The sequence below is a fragment of the Thiopseudomonas sp. SA1F2-1K genome (genome assembly GCF_057443035.1).
In genome coordinates this window covers 854,477-873,932 of the sequence record NZ_CM172014.1, presented here as the reverse complement: position 1 = coordinate 873,932, position 19,456 = coordinate 854,477, and the positions used below count along the sequence as shown (strand labels likewise).

Sequence of the window (19,456 nt, the reverse complement as noted above, 5' to 3'; positions counted from 1 at the left end):
AGTTATACTACAGCAGTATTATTCCATTTAATCACTTAAAAAGATATTGATATTCAATAAAGCTATATAGAGGCTAAATACTGGCTATTCTCAATAAAATCTTTCCTCACCACTCAATTTAACAGGGGCTTACCGAGAAAAATTCAAAACAAACAGCGATTGTCGAACAATTAAACAGGACTTAGAACGCCTTTATCTAGAATTAACTGCCTTGAACAACTTGCTCAGGCCATTGCATACGCCACGCCTCAAAACCACCATCCATGCTATAGACCTGTTCAAAGCCTTGCTGATATAGATAATGAGCAGCTCCTTGACTGGAGTGACCGTGATAGCAGATGACAATGGTGGGCGCATCTAGATCTGCTTGGGCAATAAACTCAGCCAGTGAGTAATTGTCTAGATGAATCGCTCCCGGCACATGGGCCACAGCAAAACTTTCAGGATCACGAATATCCACTAATACCGCACCTTGCTGCTGCAGTTCGGCAGTGTGTAATACATCAATATGCTTAAAACTCATGTTTTAATTCTCTAAGGGCAAAGCTGCTGGACAGGCATGCCGAATAATTTGGTGACTGTCAATATTCATTAAACTCATAGCGCCCCCCCAAACACAGCCCGTATCTAACGCGTACAAACCGGGCTCATCACAGTGCCCTGCTAAAGCAGCCCAGTGTCCAAAGATAATCTGCTCGCCTTGCATGACGCGAGCAGGCACTTTAAACCAAGGGACACAGTTCTTTGGTGCGTGCTCGAGGGTTTCTTTAGCAGAAAAGTCCAACTCACCAGATAAGCTACAAAAACGCATACGAGTAAAATAGTTAGTAATGACTCGCAAACGCTCCATTCCCCGCAAATGCTCACTCCATACTGCAGGTGTATTGCCATACATCTGGGCAAAAAACTCAGAGCGCACTGTAGGATCGCGCAGCACCTGATGGACTTCCTCGGCATAACTTTGTGCTTGGCTGACACTCCACATTGGTGCAACCCCAGCATGCACTAATGTGAGTTGGCGTTGGGCATCATAATGCATCAGCGGCTGCTGAATTAACCACCCTAACAGCTCCTCGCAATCTGGCGCCTGTAACACTTCTAATAGGGTATCTTTACGTTTCAGCCGACTTGGATCATGCCAGGCAGCCAGCAAATGCAGATCATGATTACCTAAAACGGTGACCACTGAGTCTTGCATTTGATAAAGAAAGCGCAAAGTGGCTAAAGAGTCAGGTCCACGATTAACCAAATCCCCCACCAGCCATAACTGATCATACTGAGGATTAAACTGCACCTGTGCTAGCACCGCTTGCAATTGAGTTAAGCAACCTTGCACATCGCCAACGGCGTAAGTTGCCATCAGTGCAGCACTCCAGGCACCGCCATGCCAAAGGGATCAATCACTGCTTCAAATAGATGCCCATCCTCAGCCACCATACTGAAGCTACCCTGCATACTGCCGACTTCAGTGGGCATAATGGTGCCACTGCTGTACTGATAGGACTCATTAGGCAAAATAATCGGTTGCTCACCTACCACCCCCTCACCACGTACTTCCTGCACCTTGCCATTAGCATCAGTAATGATCCAATGCCGACTCAATAACTGCGCCGGTAACGTACCGTGATTGCGAATAGTTATATCGTAAGCAAACACATAACGTTCTTCTTCAGGCTGCGAATGCTCCTGGAGATAACGAGTTTTCACATTAACTTCAATGTTATACGACATACACTCTCCTCAATATCAGGGCCGCAGCTGCGGCTTTTCTTATAATAGACCAACCTCTTACCACTAGCTGACCAGCTGAGCCTCAGTTAAGGCATCGGCTAAACGTACAAATGCTGCCAAGTCTAGCTGCTCCGGCCGCAAAGTTGGATCTACCGCTGCCGCTACAATCTGCTCTTCAGACAACAACTTTTTCAATGTATTGCGCAAGGTCTTGCGGCGCTGGTTAAAGGCTTCGCGCACCACTATCTCTAAGCTGCGATGATCTTTAGCTTTAATTGGCGGTTCTGCATAAGGTGTTAAGCGCACAATGGCTGAGTCCACCTTGGGTGCTGGACTAAAGGCGCCAGGCCCCACATTAAATAAATGTTCCACCTGACAAAAGTACTGCACCATAATGGTTAAGCGCCCCCAGTGACTACTGCCAGGCTCTGCTGCCATGCGCTCGACCACTTCTTTTTGCAGCATAAAGTGCATGTCTTTAATTAAGTGGCTGCTGGCCAATAAGTGAAAAATCAGCGGCGTCGAAATATTATAGGGTAAGTTCCCCACTACTCGCAGGCTGTGGGCTTGTGGCTCTAATGACTGAAAATCAAAACGCAGCGCATCCCCTTGATGCAAAGTAAACTGCGGATTTAGTCCAAATTTAAGCTTAAGCAACGGCACTAAGTCGTTATCCAGCTCAATGACATCTAGCTTAGCGCCACTGGCGAGCAAGCCATCGGTCAGTGCTCCTTGGCCTGGCCCAATTTCTAGGACATGCTGTCCAGCACTAGGATAGATCGCACGCAAGATTCGGTTGATGACACCTTGGTCATGTAAAAAGTTTTGACCAAAGCGTTTACGCGCTCGGTGCTGATACAGGTCTGGCATTGGCATACTCCACAAATTAACTGCCTAAGTTTACCAGCTCGCCTAGGTGATAGGGCACTCTCATCACCTTGAATTCTATAAAAGCCAGCCAAAGCTTCGCTTAACGCTCAATTTATCCTTTTTTTCAGATAGACTAGCGGCGCAATCTTTTGCCCTATCTTTGCTAAAACTATCGAGTCACACATGTCTAGTACTTCCCGCCCTACCTTAGCTTTTTTCCCCGAATGGAAAGCCTTACTCAAATTGGCTATTCCCATCTTTATTGCACAATTAGCCAGTACTGCTATGGGGTTTGTCGATACGGTAATGGCTGGGCGAGTCAGTCCAATAGATTTAGCAGCTGTAGCGCTCGGCAACTCAATTTGGGTGCCCGTGTACTTATTAATGAATGGAATTTTACTCACCACCACTGCTCAAGTTTCCCGCCATTTTGGCGGTGGTACCGAGCATAAAATCGGCATGCTGGTGCGCCAAGCATTATGGCTGGGCTTATTCCTTGGTTGTTTATGTGGTGTTTTACTGTGGAATGCCACGCCTATTTTGGTTTGGCGCGAGGTAGACCCTGAGCTAATCAGTCTTTCCATGGGCTATCTACGAGCAGTAGCCTGTGGTTTTCCAGCTGTTGCTATTTATTTAGTCCTGCGTTGTTACAGTGAAGGCCTTGGCCGCACCCGCCCTAGCATGGTCATCGCTCTACTGGGTTTAGCAGTAAATATTCCCTTAAACTACATTTTGATCAATGGTAAGTTTGGCTTACCTGCCTTAGGTGGCGTGGGGTGTGGTGTGGCCACCGGCATTGTGATGGCCTTTATGATGCTGGCACAAATTGTTTGGGTGCGCTGGGCACCCTATTACAAACGCAGCAAATTGATCGGCCGCTTTGACTGGCCCAATAAAAAACGGATTAAAGGCCTGTTATTCCGGGGTATTCCAATTGGTATCGCGATTTTTGCCGAAGCCAGTATTTTCTCTATTATCGCCCTTTTAATCGGTAATCTAGGCGCGTATACCGTTGCAGGCCATCAAACTGCGCTTAACTTTAGTGCCATTACCTTTATGCTGCCTTACTCCTTAGCTATGGCCGCCACCGTGCGTGTGGGCCAAGCCTTAGGCGCTAACTCAAGCGCAGGGGCACGCTTCTCAGCAAAGGTCGCACTTATCACCGCCTTTAGTTTATCTATTGGCTCAGCCTCTTTGATGTATTTTGGTCGCTTTATGATTGCCGGTATCTATACCCAAGATGCCCAGGTACTAGCAATTGCTGCCTCCTTGATTATTTATGCTGCTATTTATCAAATTCCTGATGCGATTCAGGTCACCGCCGCCGGAGCTTTACGGGGCTATCAAGACAATAAAGTAACCATGATTTTTACCTTATTTGCTTATTGGGGAATCGGTTTACCAATTGGTTATATTTTAGGTCTAACTGATTACTGGGGCCCAGCCCAAGGCCCTGCTGGCTTATGGCAAGGTTTAATTATCGGTCTCACATGTTCCGGCTTGTTACTAGGTAGTCGTTTATATAGGGTGGCACAGCGTCCACATACCACCATTTATACGCCACCCACTCTGAGCTAGCTGGGCATTAAAAATTTTATTTACTTAGCCCTGCTCCTCCCCATAAAATGCAGGGCTATTTATGGGCTGCAGCCAGCCCTGTTCAAGGTAGAGCACTATTATTAGGAAGTCATATGTACCGCATTTTTAACACCCATGAGCAAGCCGCACAATTCACCGCCCACTTGCTGCAGGATTTTATTAGTCAGCGTCCTGCGGGCGTATTAGGCTTAGCCACTGGCGGCACCATGGAGCCGGTATACGCGCATTTAATTGAGCTAATTAAGCAACACAACACCTCCCTTGAGCAGCTAACCACCTTTAACTTAGATGAGTATGTTGGCTTAAGTCGTACTCACCCACAAAGTTACTATCACTACATGCAAGAGCATTTATTTGCCCATCTGCCGTCGTGCCCAGACTCAATCAACCTGCCCAATGGCTGTGCCACTGATTTGGAACAGGAATGCCGACGTTACACTGCAGCCATTCGTAGCCATGGTGGTTTAGACTTGCAGCTACTAGGGGTTGGTTCCAATGGCCATATTGGTTTTAATGAGCCGCATACCGCTTTTAACTCTATAACCCATGTGGTCGAATTATCTGAGCAAACCCGCCTAGATAATGGTCGCTTCTTTGACAACTTTGATGAAGTTCCCACACAAGCCATTACCATGGGCATTCAAGACATTATGCAAGCCAAACAGATTGTCTTAGTAGTCACTGGTGCCCATAAAGCACATACGGTTTTAGACTTTTTCAACTCGGCAGTTTGTGAGTCGATGCCAGCCTCTTGCCTAAAAAATCATCCCAACTTTCTACTGGTCATGGATCAAGCAGCAGCCCAACTAGTTTCAGCTGAAACATTAAAAAAGCTTGCCTAAGCCCCTCCTTGACTCGCTTAGAGGCCAACCAACCTCTAGGCGACAATCCTTTTTTCAAGCCTTTCAGCCCTAACCGCTTTCCCCTTCTGCTCTTTTAGCGTAAGCCTCGCTGCGCTATCCCTACCACAGCAATCTATGACCGTTTATCAGGAAAGCTGAACATTTTTTTGGTGAATCCACTCTGATTTTACGAGCGTTGCAAGAACCTGAGCCTAGGTTCCAATGTGAGACTGATAATAAATTACGGAGTAATCATTATGAAAACCACTAACAAATTTGCCTGCGTTGCTATGACTACCGCCCTACTGGCTGGCTTACCTTTGTCACAAGCTTTCGCTGAAAATTCTGTTAAAGATTCAGTTAGTCACGCCGCTTCTGAAGTAAAAGAAGCCAGCTCAGATACTTGGATTACCAGTAAAGTAAAATCAACTTTCTTAGCCGATCACGCGATTAGCGGTCTTGATATTAAAGTAGAAACCAACAATGGTGTGGTATCTCTCAGTGGTACCGTTAACACGCCAGCTGAACGCGACCTTGCAATTGAGCGCGCCCAAGGTATTAAAGGCGTCACTAATGTCGCTGCCGATGGTCTAAAAGTCACCGGCCATTAATAAGCTCTCTCTTGTAGGGCTAGCTAGCACTCAAGCATGCTAGCTAGTCTTTCCATTTAGCTAATGCAACTACAACCATCCATAAAAGGTGAGTCGCAATGAACACAGATATTATTAAAGGTAAGTGGAAACAGCTAAAAGGAGATATTCAGAAAAAATGGGGCCAATTAACCGATGACGATCTTGATGTGGCTGAAGGTCATACCGAGTACTTAGCTGGCAAGTTACAAGAGCGTTATGGCTGGACTAAAGAGCAAGCCGAGAAAGAACTCAAAGAGTTTAGTGAAAAATACTAATCTCTAAATCCACTCCTAAACCGCTAACCAAAACCTGTGTTTGATTAGCAATTAAGCCCAAGGCTGAAGATAACGTCAGCCTTGGGCTTTTTCCATTTGGCCTGGCAAGATTAATCACTGGTAGTTTTAAGCAAGACAAAAGTCTAATCCCGTGCTAGAATTTGCGCCCTGTTCTTTGACAATTTCTGGTGACTTAACTATGCAGCCTATGCTGAATATCGCGCTGCGCGCTGCGCGTGCCGCTGGCGAATTTATTATTCGCGCTACTGAACGATTTGATGCTAATTCCGTGAGCGAGAAAGACGCTAAAGACTATGTCACCGAGGTTGATCGCGCTGCCGAAAAAATCATCGTTGAAGCCCTACTCAAAGCTCACCCTGATCATTCCATTCTTGGTGAAGAAGGTACCCGTATCCAAGGCACCGGTGCCGGTGCTGATTACCAATGGATTATCGATCCACTCGATGGTACTACTAACTTTATTCGTGGCGTTCCCCAATTTGCGGTAAGTATTGCCTGTAAGTACCGTGGCCGTTTAGAGCACGCGGTGGTGGTTGATCCCGTTCGCCAAGAAGAGTTTACCGCTAGCCGTGGCCGTGGTGCCGCATTAAATGGCCGCCGAATTCGAGTCAGCAAGCAAAAAAGCCTCGATGGCGCTTTATTAGGTACCGGTTTTCCGTTCCGCGACTCGCAGATGGAACATTTTGAAAACTATCTTGGCATGCTGCGTAACCTTACCGGACAAACCGCCGGTATTCGCCGTGCCGGTGCAGCCAGCTTAGATTTAGCCTATGTGGCTGCTGGCCGCTTTGATGCGTTCTGGGAGTATGGCCTATCTGAATGGGATATGGCTGCAGGCGTCCTACTAATTCAAGAAGCTGGTGGTTTAGTCAGTGACTTTGTGGGTGGCCATAGCCACTTAGAAAGTGGGCATATTGTAGCGGGTAACGCTAAATGCTTTAAAGCGGTGCTTACCGCGATTCAGCCGAATGTGCCTTCTAGCATGAAGCCACAAAAAGCCAGCACAGCCTCATACTAAGATATTTTTGGTGATCACTGCCCTATCAGTCAGTGATCACCAATCTTAAGCGATACAAACGACTATCTATTAGTTGCAACTGACTCTGTTTTCTAGCGTGGTTCGTAATCCCATCCCACGCGGGGTTTACCCCAAACCAAAACTAAGGACTCTTTATGCATTCTGCGACTCCCCCTTCAAATCCAGCTAACGCTCAGAGCAATACGGCACGAGCCTTAGTTATTTTCTCTGGCGGTCAAGACTCAACCACTTGCTTAATTCAAGCCATTCACGACTACGGCGCTGCACAAGTAGAAGCCATTACTTTTACTTACGGGCAACGGCATGCCATTGAATTAGAGTGTGCCAGCAAAATTTTACAGCACTTCAATATTAAGCAGACTCTGCTAGATCTCTCACTGCTACAGCAAGTCACGACTAATGCGCTGATGGACAGTAGCGCCCCCATTGAAGACTACGATGATGCGCCACCTAATACGCTGGTTGAAGGACGCAATGCACTGTTCTTACTCTACGCCGCAATTTACGCCAAAAGCCAAGACATTCAACAACTGATTATTGGCGTAAGCGAGGCAGACTCCAGTGGTTATCCCGATTGCCGCCAAGCCTTTATTCAGTCAATGGAAAACACCTTGCAACTCGCCATGGATTTTCCGTTTAAAATCCATGCCCCCTTAATGCAGCTCACTAAAGCGCAAACCTGGGCACTGGCCGATCAACTACAACACCTAGAGTTTGTTCGAGACTACAGCCATACCTGCTATGAGGGCGTGAAAGGCGGTTGCCATCAATGCCCTAGCTGTTTATTACGGGAAAAAGGCCTTGCTGAATACCTCGCCCAGCGCTGTGCCAGCACCGCTAAGGAGTAATCGATGAAAATTGTAAAGCACTTTAGTTTTGACAGCGCACACTTACTCGATTGCCATGATGGTAAATGCCAAAACCTGCATGGGCACACTTACCAACTCGAAGTAGAGGTGCAAGGCCCACTGATTAAATCTGGCCCCAAAGCCGGCATGGTGTTGGATTTTGCCGACCTCAAGCAAGCAGTTAAACAGCAAATAGTCGATCACCTTGACCATGCGTTTATTTACGATATACATAGCGAAAAAGAAAGCACCATCGCCCAGCTACTGCAAAGCTGGCAGATGAAAACCTTTGCTTTTAAAGGGCGGACCACGGCCGAAATGCTGAGCCAGTTTATCTTTGATCAACTCAGCACCAAGCTGCCTATCAGCCGTATACGGCTTTATGAAACGCCCAGCTCTTACGCTGAGTGCAACAGCCCCTCAAGCAAGGAGGCCAGTGATGATTAAGCTGGCCACAGAACCACAGTTTAATATCGTCGAAATTTTTCAAAGCCTGCAAGGTGAGGGCTATAACACCGGGATGGACGCTATTTTTATCCGTTTTGGTAAATGCAATCTCGCCTGCCCTTGGTGTGATACGGATTATCTTAGCTATAGCACGCTGTCACTCAGCGAAATTCTTAAGCAAGTAGAGGCTTTGAATGCAACCAATATCATTATTACCGGCGGCGAACCTAGTGTAGTACCAGAGATTGATCTGCTACTAAAACAACTCAAGCAGCGCGGCTACTTTCTAACGATAGAAACCAATGGCTTACAGCCAGTACCCAGTGAAATTGACTTTATTAGTGCTAGCCCTAAAGCGCTTTACGCCAAGAAATATCATAGTCAGATGCTAACTCAAGCCGATGAGGTGCGGATTGTAGTGGATGGTGATGTCTTTGACTTTTGCCAGTTTATTGAGCAGCACTTGCCTGCCAAGCATTACTATCTATCGCCTTGCGAGCAAATCACTGTATCCAGCAGCAAGACGTCTTCCCCTTCCTTTACCTTGCTTGAAACCTTACAACTGCTGGGCCGGTTAAACCAACGAGCACAGGGCCAGCCGCACTGGCAGCTGAGCTTACAAACCCATAAATTGCTAGGTATTCGCTAATAATAAACAAGCTCTGGGCGGTTTTCACGAACCGAAGCCCGGGTGGCAAGTCCTATTCTCTAACCTGGTCAGTTTGATAATTAATTAAGCTGGCCAGTGATAACTTTATAACCGAGAGATGACGAGCTATGAATAGCTTTACTGCACTTCGAGAAAGCCACGATATCCAGCGCGAACTCTGCGCTAAAGTCAGCAACACCCAAGGTGAATCCAGTGAACGCGATAGTCTCTTTCAACAGTTAGTCCGTGAGCTTAAAGCCCATGCTCGGGCTGAAGAGCGGTTTTTCTATTTACCCTTAATGAAGTATGACCAAGGAGTAGATTTAAGCCGCCACGCCATTGCTGAACACCATGAAATGGATGAATTGATTGAACAACTACAAGCAACCGAGTACTCAAGTCCTACTTGGTTAGTGTATGCCAAGCAATTGAGCGATCTGGTATACACCATCTACAAGAAGAAGAGCATCGTTTCTTTCAAATGGCCGGTAAACTCTTATCAGCAGAAGAAAAAGTACAATTGGTTAAAGGCTATAACCAAGACTATCAAGATGGGCTTAAAGAGTTTTAATGCTATTTTATTTAGCAACAAAAAAGGCCAGCTCATTAGGCTGGCCTTGCGCTAAGCAATGCTGATTAAACTTGTAGAATAATAATACCTACCACAATAAAACCCACACCAACTATTCCTTTAGTTCCTAAGCGTGATTTAAACACTAAGCGGTCAATCGCCACGGTACCTAAAATACCTAGGCTACCCCAAGCCGAATAGGCCACGCCCAATGGAATGTAGCGCACCACAAAACTTAATAAAACAAAGGCTAAGATAATTAATGCAATACTGCCCGCAGCCCAGGCTTTTTTCTTAAAGCCTTTCGAACGCTTTACGCAATAGTTTGCCAGTAGGTCCAGCGTCACCGATCCTACTAATAAGGATGCTGGAATAATCATAGGGTCACCTTTCCTTTTTTCGGTCCTTCTACTGAAGGCTTAAGTTCGTTGTCAGCTTCATCGTTAGCGCTATCGAAAGTGATCAGCATCAGCCCCACCATCATTAAGCCAATAGCGCCAATTTCTTTTAAATTTAGGTATTCACCAAAGAATACAATGCCAGCCATGGCAATTAAGAACAGGCCTAAACCTTCCCAAATCGCATAGGACACGGCTAAAGGAATGCGAATTACCGCACGAGAAAAAGCATAAAACGAAAGTGAAATCATGGTTGCCATCACTAGGTAACCTAGGACTGGCGAGCTGTTGGATGCGTATTTCATGCCGATTGTACTAATTACTTCCGCCACTACAGCCAGAAATAACATTAGCCAATAATACATGTGAACCTCGTTTAGACGCCGCTCTTAGGTGCCACTGCACATGGAATAAGAGTCTTGTAATCTACAAGCGCGTCTGAATTGTTAATAATAAATGCGTTAAACAACACAGGTTAAAACAATAGGTACGAGAGTACGCTAGCGGCCACCGCGCCAGCCGATTTCATAGAAATGATGATTTTGTAGGGAGGTGTTAGATAACTGAAGAACTATGCTTAAACAAGACATAAAAAAGTTTAGGGAGCCAATCGTAGGTGCGATTATAGCATAAATCTATCAAAGCACCAACTTTGCTTATTAGTCCTCCTCAAATTGCATAAGCTCGCGCTGTAAGGCTGCCCGCACACAGTGCAGAATTCCAGGGTCAACCCCTTTAAACATAGGCTGTAGCTCACTAACTTTAGGTAACCCTTGTTGCTCGTCGCCCATAGCTAAAAAAGCATCCTGAATCTCTTCAATTAATGGATTAGAAATATCTATAGCCTGCTCTAACGTCAGCTGTCCATCGGCCAAGGCACTGGCCATTAATGCGTAAACATTTTTACTGCTGCACTGCAGCTGTTGACTGATTTGCTCCGGCGACATCCCTGCCCGTGCTAAACATACCAGCTCGTGGGTTAAATCACTGGGCTTAACTGCTGGCTGCGCGGCAGATTCTGTCTCAGCAGCGGTAAACACCGCGAGGAAGGCACTGCCATAACGTTTGAGCTTATGCTCGCCGACCCCACTGACTGCAGCTAACTCGGCCAAACTGGTGGGGTGACTACGGAGCATCTCCAATAACGTGGCATCGGGAAAAATTACATAGGGAGGCACCTGATGCTCTTGGGCCAAATGCCGTCTGAGCTGGCGCAACTGCTCCCACAATGCACGCTCATGCTCTTTTACCAGCTGGCTAGCGGCTGAGGCGTTATAGGTTTTCTTTGGCGCTAGATCAAGGCGTAACTCCAGTGCTTGCTCACCACGCAATAAAGGCCGACAAGAGTCATTTAAACGCAAGCCGCCATACCCCTCGACATCCACATCAACTAAGCCGCGGGCAACTAACTGACGGAACAAGGTTCGCCACTGAGTTTCATCCATTTTAAAATTGGCACCCGCGTTATACACCGATAAGTGCTGATGCCCTACTTCACGAATACGTTGATTGTCTTTACCCACAATCACATCCGTCACATGGCCGACACCATAGCGCTGTCCGGTACGATAAATCGCCGACAAGGCTAAACGAGCAGCCTCAGTTGCATCCCAGGTTTGCACCTGATCAACGCAGTTATCACAATGGCCACACGGCTGAGTTAGTTCTTCATCAAAATAGTTAAGCAAGGCCTGGCGGCGGCAACGAGCCTCTTCACAGAGCGCCAGCATGGCATCAAGTTTGTGCTGCTCAACCCGCTTATATTTAGCTTCACTGTCAGACTCCGCCAACATGCGTTTTAAAAACAATACATCATTTAAGCCGTAGGTCATCCAGGCATCCGCTGGTAAACCATCGCGCCCAGCACGCCCGGTTTCTTGGTAGTAAGCTTCAAGGGATTTAGGCAAGTCCAAATGCGCGACAAAGCGCACGTTCGGCTTATCAATCCCCATGCCAAATGCAATGGTCGCCACCATGATTAAGCCTTCTTCATTGATAAAGCGTTGCTGATGCAAGGCGCGCACTTCGGGCTCCAGCCCAGCATGATAGGGCAGCGCTAAATAGCCTTTATCGGTTAAAAATTGCGCTGTTTCTTCCACCTTTTTCCGCGACATGCAATAAACAATGCCTGCATCCTCTTTGCGACTGGCTAAAAATTTTAACAATTGCTGTTGTGGACGATCTTTCACCACAATCCGATAAAAAATATTAGGCCGATCAAAGCTTGAAACAAAGCGCTGGGCTTGCTCTAAATGTAAGCGCTGCACGATTTCATTCTGGGTGCGGGCATCGGCGGTGGCAGTTAAGGCAATTCGCGGTACCTTAGGAAACCACGTAGCCAGCTGACTTAGCTGTAAATATTCGGGGCGAAAGTCATGCCCCCATTGCGACACGCAGTGCGCCTCGTCAATGGCAAATAAACTAATTTGCAGGCGCTGTAAAAAGGCCAGCATCCGTGGTTGCAATAAACGCTCTGGCGCCACATACAATAATTTGAGTTGTCCTGAGCGTAGTTGATCGGCAATCTGCTTTTGCTCTTCATAGGACTGACTGGAGTTTAAGGCAGCTGCTTGTACCCCTTGTTCTAGCAGTGTGCTGACCTGATCTTGCATTAAGGCAATTAGCGGTGAAACCACCACCGCGAGCCCTTCTCGCAGTAATGCCGGCAACTGATAACATAAGGATTTGCCACCACCGGTAGGCATCAGCACTAAAGCATCATGCCCCGTTACCACCTGCTCGATAATGGCGGCTTGCTGACCGCGAAAAGCGTCATACCCAAATACTTGCTTTAAGGTTTTTAACGCGCGTTCCACAGCCTTACTCCAAAATTTTGACCCAGTGCCAATTGACTAACGCACTGAGTAATCGCAAGAAAAAACAACCAAATGGCAACGACTTAAACCAAAATTAACTTTTGCAGCGCCATCGACAAACTGACCAACAGTAACATAATCGAAAAAATGCGCTGCAGTATGACACCACCGAGCCTCTCTGCCAGCTTATTACCTAGCAAAACACCTAGCATGCCACCGCAGGCTAATCCTGCCAGTAAAGTAGTAGAAGGCTCAGCACTGGATAGATAAATAACAAAGCCAGCCCCCGAAACAATCGCAATCACCGCCATCGAGGTAGCAGCTGCAGCAAGCATCGATAAAGGGCTAAACCATAACAGTGCCGGCACAATTAAAAAGCCGCCGCCTACCCCCATTAAGCCGGATAACACGCCAACCAATAAACCGATTACCACCAACGCTGCAGGCTTTAACTCGGGAACCGACCGTTGCTCGCTCAAACTGGCATTACGCCACATCCGCCACGCGGACCATAACACCAGTAAACAAAAGGCTAAAATCAACCAAAACTCAGGAATGTACTGGCCTATTTGTTGCCCTAGCCAGCTTCCCGGCAAACCAGTACTGGCCAGTAAAAACACCGGAACCAGCTTAACTTGTCCGGCTCGCCAGCGGGGAATCGCACCAATCAGCGCAGATAAAGCCACTGCCCCTAAACTCACACCAATTGCATCGCGCAGAGGCAAATGCAAACTCAGCAATAAAGGCAACCCTACCAACGAGCCACCGGCTCCAGTGAGCCCAAGCAACAAGCCTAGCACTCCGCCAATGGCTAAGGCTTCCAAAAGTAAGGCATCGATCGGCATGCTTGAGTCGCCTAAATCAGTTAGGTGTACTTGGTAAAGATTTTGCGCACCTCAAGCAAGGTGTCGCTTTTATCGAGTTCAGGATTTAACACTGCCTCTTCTAACAGGCAAGCCAGCATTTCTTGATAGGCTTTGTCTAACGCGCGGCGTGCCGCACTAAATTGTTGGGCAATGGCTTCACAATTTTCTTCGCGCAAGACCATCGCTTGAATACCCCGAATTTGTCCCTCTACTCGTGCTAAACGCTTAACTAACGCTTGCTGCTGGGCAGCACGCAAATCACTACTCATTGTTTTCTCCGCGTCAACGACGCCTGACTAAGCTGCTACCTCGCAGCTTAAACTGACACATAATTAAATTAGGGTAATTTTAACACACTTGCCCCTGAGACGATCAGCGCTGCCGATAAACTGCAACCAACCCCCATTTAGCGCCATAAAAATAGCGAGCCGAAGCTCGCTATTTAGTGACACCTATTTAATTAAACCTGTGTATCAAAGGTCAGGTAACCTTGGGGTCAAATACACCACCTACTCTTTGGCTCAGTCATCTTGCTTGTTTTTTAACACTTGGCCATTGGCTGCATCCAGCTCTAAATCCCACTTCACACCTTGCGCATCTTTTAAATCCACTTCATACACATAGCGGTTACCGTCTTGCTCAAGTTCGGCTTTGTAAATTTCAGCACCAGGATGCTGCTCTAATACCACTTGATTTAACTGCTCAACCGACTGAATAGTGCCAGCACCAGTTAATTGATTAATTTCTTCAGGAGTTAAATCACGTGCTTGAGCCAGTCCTGCAGATAAAGCCAGTGCAGCAATGGAGGCAGTGGTTAAGGTCATCAGCTTCTTCATGATAGTTCTCCAGTAGTAAAACAAATACAGATTTTAGATCGAATACAATCCTGTGGTTAAAGACGTGTTGCCTAGGATAAAACACGCCATAAACTGCTTAAATCCGTTATCTATTCAGACTGGACACCCAAAAAATAATTCCATTTCGCTATAGAAAAAGCTAAAAAGTTGAAACCTAGTACCGATAAGAGTACCTTTTGCAGCTCTTACTTAATAACGATTACATTTGGCTTTTTATGCAAAGTCCCCAGCAGCCAATTCAGGCATGCGCCTCCTTAGCTCATACCGAGTTATCTGAATCAGCGACGCTACACCGTGTACTGGCTGACCAGCGCCTAGGTCAGCAACTGCAAGCCAGCTTATTACCTGCTGCCGAACTCAGCTGGCAGGCCTATGATTTTCATTCGTTAGTCCGCCCGGCACTGTATTTATCCGGCGATACGTTGGATTACTTAGCCTTAGATCAAGACCGGCACTTTTTCTATCTGGCGGATGTAGCGGGACACGGTACAGCATCTGCTCTTGGCAGTGTGCTGTTACAAGGACTCATGCGCCAAGCGATTGCTAACGGCCAAAATCATTTAACGCCAGCCAGTATCCTACAAGCGATTAATCAGCAGTGGCTTACCATTGGTATTGAAAAACATGCCACGTTAATTTTAGGTTGCATTGATCAGCGTAGCCAACAACTCACCTGGAGCATGGCCGGTCATCTACCCGCTCCAGTGTTTATGCAACAAGGTCAGGCTCGTTTTTTAAGTGGCAAAGGGCAGCCAATTGGTTTATTTGCCAATGCTCAATACAGCGACAATAGCCTAGACTTAAGTCAGCCCTTTAGTCTGCATCTATTTTCCGATGGCGTCTTTGAGCTGCTCAATGCCCAACGTTTACAAGCCAAAGAGCAACAACTGCTAGAACTAGTTGAACAGACCTCTGGCCAATGGAGTGAGCTGCTGAGCCAGCTAAGACTAGACCGCTCGGAAGTAATTGACGATGATGTGGCTCTATTGACCATTAGCCGGATGCTTTAATGAATACAGGTAAAATTCAATACGCGATCCAGATGCCGACCTTCATTCTGAAGTTCTCAGGAGATGTGCGTCTTACGCTGTGTAATGAGCTCAGCACGGCTATCCATAAAGCGCTAAATACCCAGCCCTTTACCTCAATCTTGGTGGATTTAACCGAAGCCATTAGCTTAGACAGCACGACCCTTGGGCTCTTGGCTAAATTGTCGATTTTATCGCAACAGCAACTGGGTATTTTTCCTACTATTGTTTCCACTAACCCTGATATTAGCCACTTACTTGATTCGATGGGCTTTAATCAGGTATTTAATCTGGTGCATACCCAGCAACCCTGCCCTGAATGCTTAAATGATTTGCCAGCGCAACCGCTATCTGAGGCCACGGTAAAAGCCAGAGTGCTGGAAGCCCACCAAATTCTGATGGGCTTAAACGAAGAAAATCGCCAATCCTTTCACAGCTTAGTGGAATACCTACAGGATCAAACGCCGCACAACTAAACCCGCGTCGCCTGCAGGCACTGCTAGCGCTGAAAAACTAATAACCGGCCCCGGTACTGCTCTTCACCTGGCCCATGCTCTAACCGCACCTGCTCAGCTAATTGAAAGCCGAACTCAGCCAAATGACGGCGTACATGGTTATGGTAACCGCGGTTAGGATCAACCAACCAGATAGTCGCCTCTGGCGCCGCATAGCGCTGAATAAACTGCGCCACCTGCAATGCATTGTCTGGCTCATACAAAATATCGCTAGCTAAGATGTAATCGTAAGTTCCAGAGAGTAACGGCGCATTGGTATCCAAAATAGATGCCGGCTGATTAACTCCCCACTGCCCATGCAAGAAAGGGATTTCAGCTAAATTATTAAGCTGGGTATTTTTGCGTAAGAACTTTGGCGCTAAGGGGTGGCGGTCACTGGCGGTGATATTAAGCCCCAGCTGTTTGGCGACCATGCTGGCAATACCTAAACCACAGCCAATTTCTAAAATCCGCTGGTCTGCTGCGATGGTTCGTTTTAATAGTTTTTTTGCTAGCTGAATACTCGAAGGCCAAACTAGTCCAAAAATTGGCCAGGCGGCTGAGCAAATACCTAAGCGTTGCGCTTGTTGCTGTGGATCGTAAAACTGTTGATGATCGAGAAGTGATTTAATGGTCAGCGAATGCTGCGCATTTAACTGAATGATATCTTGTTTAAGCTGATAAGTTACCGCACTCATTGACACTGCATATTCAAAGGCCTCCTAAAGTACTGGTAACAGCACTATCGCAGAGATTGCAGCAAAAGGCGAATCGGGCTAAATAATCTGCTAACTAGAAAGCAAAAAACGCCAATTACGGCGCTTTTTACTCGATCCATTAAAACAGTTTGCTAATCTAAGCCGCCGCTCCACTGTGAAAGCGAAACTTTTCATCCGGCGTTAAAATAGCCTCCTGCTCTTTTTCCTTAAAAAAAGCAATCCGCGGCTCAATGGGCTCTTTGGCATACAGCTCAGCCATATTTAAATAATCTTGGTAATGACGCATTTCAGTTTTCAGTAAGGAACGATAAAATTTGGCTAGTTCTTCATCCAAATACGGCGCTAACTGATAAAACCGCTCGCACGAGCGTGCCTCAATAAAAGCACCAACAATTAAGGTATCAATCAAGCGCTCAGGTTCTTGGCTGCGAATATGCTGATGCAGGCGCTGGGCGTACAAGGAAGCACTCAGCTGGCGATACTTAATACCGCGCTTTTTCATCAACGCGGTGACTTGCTCAAAGTGACGCAACTCTTCCCGAGCTAAACGGGATAGCTTTTGCTGTAACTGCTCTTTTTCCGCGTAGCGAAACATTAAAGTCATCGCCGTGCCGGCCGCTTTTTTCTCGCAGTTAGCGTGATCAATCAGCAATAACTCTTGGTGCTCCAAAGCCTGTTCAATCCAAGCTTTGGGGGTTGGGCAAGGTAAAAATTCAATTAACTCAGGGGCTAATTCAGTCGTCACAACACTCACTCATAGTTTTCAATCACGCTCAGGCTAAGGCTCAGTAAAAATATTTAGCCTTAGCCTCATTATGGGTGATTCGTTAAAAATCACTCAACCTGTTTAGCTTGCTCATCAGCATGGTAAGAAGAACGTACTAAAGGCCCAGAAGCAACGTTCTTAAAGCCCATTTTTAGTCCCTCTTCTGCAAACCATTTAAAGGTATCGGGATGCACAAAACGCTGGACGGCTAAGTGATCACGCGATGGCTGTAAATATTGACCGAGGGTTAACATGTCAATGTTATGGGCACGCATATCACGCATGACCTCAATCACTTCCTCATCGGTCTCACCTAAGCCAAGCATTAAACCTGACTTGGTGGGCACATTCGGCACCAGCTCTTTAAAGCGCTTGAGCAGATTCAGTGACCAGGCATAATCAGAGCCAGGACGCGCAGCTTTATATAAACGCGGCACCGTCTCTAAGTTATGGTTAAATACATCAGGCGGAGTTGCTGCAGTAATTTCAAGGGCAATATCCATCCGCCCACGGTAATCCGGCACCAAAGTTTCCAACTCAATCGTTGGCGATAAGGCGCGAATCTCGCGAATACAGTCGGCAAAGTGCTGGGCCCCACCGTCACGCAAGTCGTCCCGATCAACTGAGGTGATCACCACATACTTGAGCTTCATTTCGGCAATAGCGACCGCTAAATTACGCGGTTCATTTTCATCCAAGGGTTTTGGCCGACCATGCCCCACATCACAAAACGGACAACGACGGGTGCAAATATCACCCATAATCATAAAGGTGGCAGTACCCCCTGAGAAACACTCGCCTAAGTTCGGGCAGGAAGCTTCTTCGCAGACGCTATGCAACTTATGTTTGCGCAAAGTCTGTTTAATTGCGTCAATTTCTGGCGATACTGGCACCCGCACCCGAATCCAATCAGGTTTCCGCGGTAGTTCATCGGTAGGAATCACCTTAATTGGAATGCGCGCAACCTTATCTGCTCCACGCAGCTTAACGCCGGCTTCTACTTTTTTCGGACTGCTGGTTTCTGCACTGGACATAAAAGCTATAACTCCGCCGCTAACGGCTGATAATTCGAGTATTCAAGATGTTCTACAACAAGCGAAATCAACTGCTGTTGTACCTGCTGCATGCTCACCGGACTGGTGGTTTGGCTGGCTAACTGAATCATTTGCATGCCCGCATAACCGCAAGGATTAATCCGCTGAAAAGGCGATAAATCCATATCCACATTTAGCGCTAAGCCATGAAATGAACAGCCTCGGCGAATTCGCAGACCTAACGAGGCAATTTTAGCCGCCTGCCCACTGGCTTGATCAATATACACCCCAGGTGCATCGGGCTTGGCATAGGCGCTAAGCTGATAAGCGGCCAATAAGTCAACCAGAATCTGCTCAATCCGTGACACCAGATCGCGCACTCCTAACTGCTTACGCCGTACGTCCAACAGAAAATACGCCACTAGCTGACCCGGCCCATGATAAGTGACTTGACCGCCGCGATCGACTTGCACCACAGGAATATTCCCTGGCGCTAAGAGATGCTCGGCTTTACCGGCTTGTCCTTGGGTAAATACGGCTGGATGCTCAAGCAGCCACAGCTCATCGAGGGTATCGGCGGTACGCTGATCAGTGAAACGCTGCATGGCATGCCAAGCAGTTTCATAGTCAACCAGCCCTAACTGCCGAACCCCCAAATGATTCATTTATAGCACCATTTTAACTAGGCCGGTAGCCCGTAGCTCTTCATTGATTTTTTGCAGCTGCTCAATGCTGTGGGCGGTAATATGCACTTGAATCGATAAGTAACGACCATTGCTGCTGTCACGCTTAACTAAGGTTTCAATATCAAAACCAGGAGCGTGACGTTCAACAATCTCAAGCACAATTGTTTGAAAGCCTGGGCGATTATCACCGATAATTTTTACCGGATAATGCTCACAAGGAAATTCAATTTTAGGAGGTGCAACCTGTTCAGTATCAGTCATAGTATTT

25 protein-coding genes and 1 pseudogene are annotated in these 19,456 nt (G+C 46.9%); 11 read left to right on the top strand and 15 right to left on the bottom strand.

Annotated elements, in window-relative coordinates; all coding sequences use genetic code 11:
• Positions 1-202: 202 nt before the first annotated feature.
• From glpE to rsmA, 4 genes are all read right to left on the bottom strand, one after another.
• Positions 203-523: a thiosulfate sulfurtransferase GlpE gene (gene glpE, locus AC2T15_RS04190; protein WP_053101672.1), complete on the bottom strand. Its 321-nt coding sequence runs from the start codon at positions 521-523 to the stop codon at positions 203-205.
• Positions 524-526: 3 nt separating this feature from the next.
• Positions 527-1,360 carry a symmetrical bis(5'-nucleosyl)-tetraphosphatase gene (locus AC2T15_RS04185; protein ID WP_053108751.1) on the bottom strand — a complete coding sequence of 278 codons (834 nt, stop codon included), beginning with the start codon at positions 1,358-1,360 and terminating at the stop codon, positions 527-529.
• Complete coding sequence (gene apaG, locus AC2T15_RS04180; protein WP_053108752.1) at positions 1,360-1,731, bottom strand: Co2+/Mg2+ efflux protein ApaG; 372 nt, start codon at positions 1,729-1,731, stop codon at positions 1,360-1,362. Before apaG ends, AC2T15_RS04185 begins: the two co-directional genes overlap by 1 nt.
• A 63-nt stretch (positions 1,732-1,794) precedes the next feature.
• On the bottom strand, positions 1,795-2,601 hold the full coding sequence (gene rsmA, locus AC2T15_RS04175; RefSeq protein WP_486778816.1) for a 16S rRNA (adenine(1518)-N(6)/adenine(1519)-N(6))-dimethyltransferase RsmA: 807 nt from the start codon (positions 2,599-2,601) through the stop codon (positions 1,795-1,797).
• Positions 2,602-2,784: 183 nt separating this feature from the next.
• On the opposite strand from rsmA, the gene AC2T15_RS04170 reads away from it, so the two are divergent.
• The 9 genes and pseudogenes from AC2T15_RS04170 (at position 2,785) to AC2T15_RS04130 (ending at position 9,524) form a co-directional block, all read left to right on the top strand.
• Positions 2,785-4,179 (top strand): MATE family efflux transporter, encoded by a 1,395-nt coding sequence (locus AC2T15_RS04170; protein ID WP_486778815.1) that lies wholly within the window; start codon positions 2,785-2,787, stop codon positions 4,177-4,179.
• A 113-nt stretch (positions 4,180-4,292) separates the two neighbouring features.
• Positions 4,293-5,042 carry a glucosamine-6-phosphate deaminase gene (gene nagB / locus AC2T15_RS04165; protein WP_286594572.1) on the top strand — a complete coding sequence of 250 codons (750 nt, stop codon included), beginning with the start codon at positions 4,293-4,295 and terminating at the stop codon, positions 5,040-5,042.
• 257 nt (positions 5,043-5,299) lie between these two features.
• Positions 5,300-5,653: a BON domain-containing protein gene (locus AC2T15_RS04160; RefSeq protein ID WP_286594570.1), complete on the top strand. Its 354-nt coding sequence runs from the start codon at positions 5,300-5,302 to the stop codon at positions 5,651-5,653.
• A gap of 98 nt (positions 5,654-5,751) precedes the next feature.
• A complete protein-coding gene (locus tag AC2T15_RS04155) occupies positions 5,752-5,949 on the top strand; it encodes a CsbD family protein (RefSeq protein ID WP_053101667.1) in 198 nt (65 codons plus the stop codon).
• A gap of 199 nt (positions 5,950-6,148) precedes the next feature.
• Positions 6,149-6,988 carry an inositol monophosphatase family protein gene (locus AC2T15_RS04150; RefSeq protein WP_053101666.1) on the top strand — a complete coding sequence of 280 codons (840 nt, stop codon included), beginning with the start codon at positions 6,149-6,151 and terminating at the stop codon, positions 6,986-6,988.
• A 155-nt stretch (positions 6,989-7,143) separates the two neighbouring features.
• On the top strand, positions 7,144-7,857 hold the full coding sequence (gene queC, locus AC2T15_RS04145) for a 7-cyano-7-deazaguanine synthase QueC (RefSeq protein ID WP_486778814.1): 714 nt from the start codon (positions 7,144-7,146) through the stop codon (positions 7,855-7,857).
• A 3-nt stretch (positions 7,858-7,860) separates the two neighbouring features.
• Positions 7,861-8,304, top strand: coding sequence for a 6-carboxytetrahydropterin synthase QueD (queD, locus tag AC2T15_RS04140; protein ID WP_053102221.1), 444 nt, complete (start codon positions 7,861-7,863; stop codon positions 8,302-8,304).
• A complete protein-coding gene (locus AC2T15_RS04135) occupies positions 8,297-8,953 on the top strand; it encodes a 7-carboxy-7-deazaguanine synthase QueE (RefSeq protein ID WP_053101663.1) in 657 nt (218 codons plus the stop codon). The genes queD and AC2T15_RS04135 overlap by 8 nt, the downstream gene beginning before the upstream one ends.
• A gap of 128 nt (positions 8,954-9,081) precedes the next feature.
• Positions 9,082-9,524: pseudogene (locus tag AC2T15_RS04130) on the top strand (hemerythrin domain-containing protein).
• Positions 9,525-9,589: 65 nt separating this feature from the next.
• On the opposite strand, the gene AC2T15_RS04125 reads toward AC2T15_RS04130, so the two are convergent.
• From AC2T15_RS04125 to AC2T15_RS04100, 6 genes are all read right to left on the bottom strand, one after another.
• Complete coding sequence (locus tag AC2T15_RS04125; protein WP_053101661.1) at positions 9,590-9,904, bottom strand: DMT family transporter; 315 nt, start codon at positions 9,902-9,904, stop codon at positions 9,590-9,592.
• Positions 9,901-10,287, bottom strand: coding sequence for a DMT family transporter (locus tag AC2T15_RS04120; protein ID WP_053101660.1), 387 nt, complete (start codon positions 10,285-10,287; stop codon positions 9,901-9,903). Before AC2T15_RS04120 ends, AC2T15_RS04125 begins: the two co-directional genes overlap by 4 nt.
• 294 nt (positions 10,288-10,581) lie before the next feature.
• On the bottom strand, positions 10,582-12,738 hold the full coding sequence (gene recQ / locus AC2T15_RS04115) for a DNA helicase RecQ (protein WP_486778813.1): 2,157 nt from the start codon (positions 12,736-12,738) through the stop codon (positions 10,582-10,584).
• Positions 12,739-12,821: 83 nt separating this feature from the next.
• Positions 12,822-13,577: a sulfite exporter TauE/SafE family protein gene (locus AC2T15_RS04110; protein ID WP_486779014.1), complete on the bottom strand. Its 756-nt coding sequence runs from the start codon at positions 13,575-13,577 to the stop codon at positions 12,822-12,824.
• Positions 13,578-13,603: 26 nt separating this feature from the next.
• The gene (locus AC2T15_RS04105) at positions 13,604-13,873 is read right to left on the bottom strand and encodes a metal-sensing transcriptional repressor (protein WP_053101658.1); all 270 of its coding nucleotides are present in this window, start codon (positions 13,871-13,873) and stop codon (positions 13,604-13,606) included.
• 252 nt (positions 13,874-14,125) lie between these two features.
• Positions 14,126-14,440: a PepSY domain-containing protein gene (locus AC2T15_RS04100; RefSeq protein WP_053102217.1), complete on the bottom strand. Its 315-nt coding sequence runs from the start codon at positions 14,438-14,440 to the stop codon at positions 14,126-14,128.
• Between the two features lie 236 nt (positions 14,441-14,676).
• Here AC2T15_RS04100 and AC2T15_RS04095 point away from each other — a divergent pair, with 236 nt between their 5' ends.
• Positions 14,677-15,471 carry a PP2C family protein-serine/threonine phosphatase gene (locus tag AC2T15_RS04095; RefSeq protein ID WP_286592766.1) on the top strand — a complete coding sequence of 265 codons (795 nt, stop codon included), beginning with the start codon at positions 14,677-14,679 and terminating at the stop codon, positions 15,469-15,471.
• Positions 15,471-15,965, top strand: coding sequence for an STAS domain-containing protein (locus AC2T15_RS04090; RefSeq protein ID WP_053101655.1), 495 nt, complete (start codon positions 15,471-15,473; stop codon positions 15,963-15,965). Before AC2T15_RS04095 ends, AC2T15_RS04090 begins: the two co-directional genes overlap by 1 nt.
• Before the next feature lie 23 nt (positions 15,966-15,988).
• Here the strand turns inward: AC2T15_RS04090 and AC2T15_RS04085 are convergent, their stop codons facing one another.
• From AC2T15_RS04085 to AC2T15_RS04065, 5 genes are all read right to left on the bottom strand, one after another.
• A complete protein-coding gene (locus AC2T15_RS04085; RefSeq protein ID WP_486778812.1) occupies positions 15,989-16,681 on the bottom strand; it encodes a class I SAM-dependent methyltransferase in 693 nt (230 codons plus the stop codon).
• Between the two features lie 157 nt (positions 16,682-16,838).
• Positions 16,839-17,447 carry a MiaE family protein gene (locus AC2T15_RS04080; protein ID WP_053101653.1) on the bottom strand — a complete coding sequence of 203 codons (609 nt, stop codon included), beginning with the start codon at positions 17,445-17,447 and terminating at the stop codon, positions 16,839-16,841.
• Between the two features lie 89 nt (positions 17,448-17,536).
• Positions 17,537-18,502 (bottom strand): lipoyl synthase, encoded by a 966-nt coding sequence (gene lipA, locus AC2T15_RS04075; RefSeq protein ID WP_053101652.1) that lies wholly within the window; start codon positions 18,500-18,502, stop codon positions 17,537-17,539.
• Positions 18,503-18,507: 5 nt separating this feature from the next.
• Positions 18,508-19,167 (bottom strand): lipoyl(octanoyl) transferase LipB, encoded by a 660-nt coding sequence (lipB, locus tag AC2T15_RS04070; protein WP_053101651.1) that lies wholly within the window; start codon positions 19,165-19,167, stop codon positions 18,508-18,510.
• The gene (locus AC2T15_RS04065) at positions 19,168-19,449 is read right to left on the bottom strand and encodes a DUF493 domain-containing protein (RefSeq protein ID WP_486778811.1); all 282 of its coding nucleotides are present in this window, start codon (positions 19,447-19,449) and stop codon (positions 19,168-19,170) included. It abuts the gene before it with no gap.
• Positions 19,450-19,456: the final 7 nt, after the last annotated feature.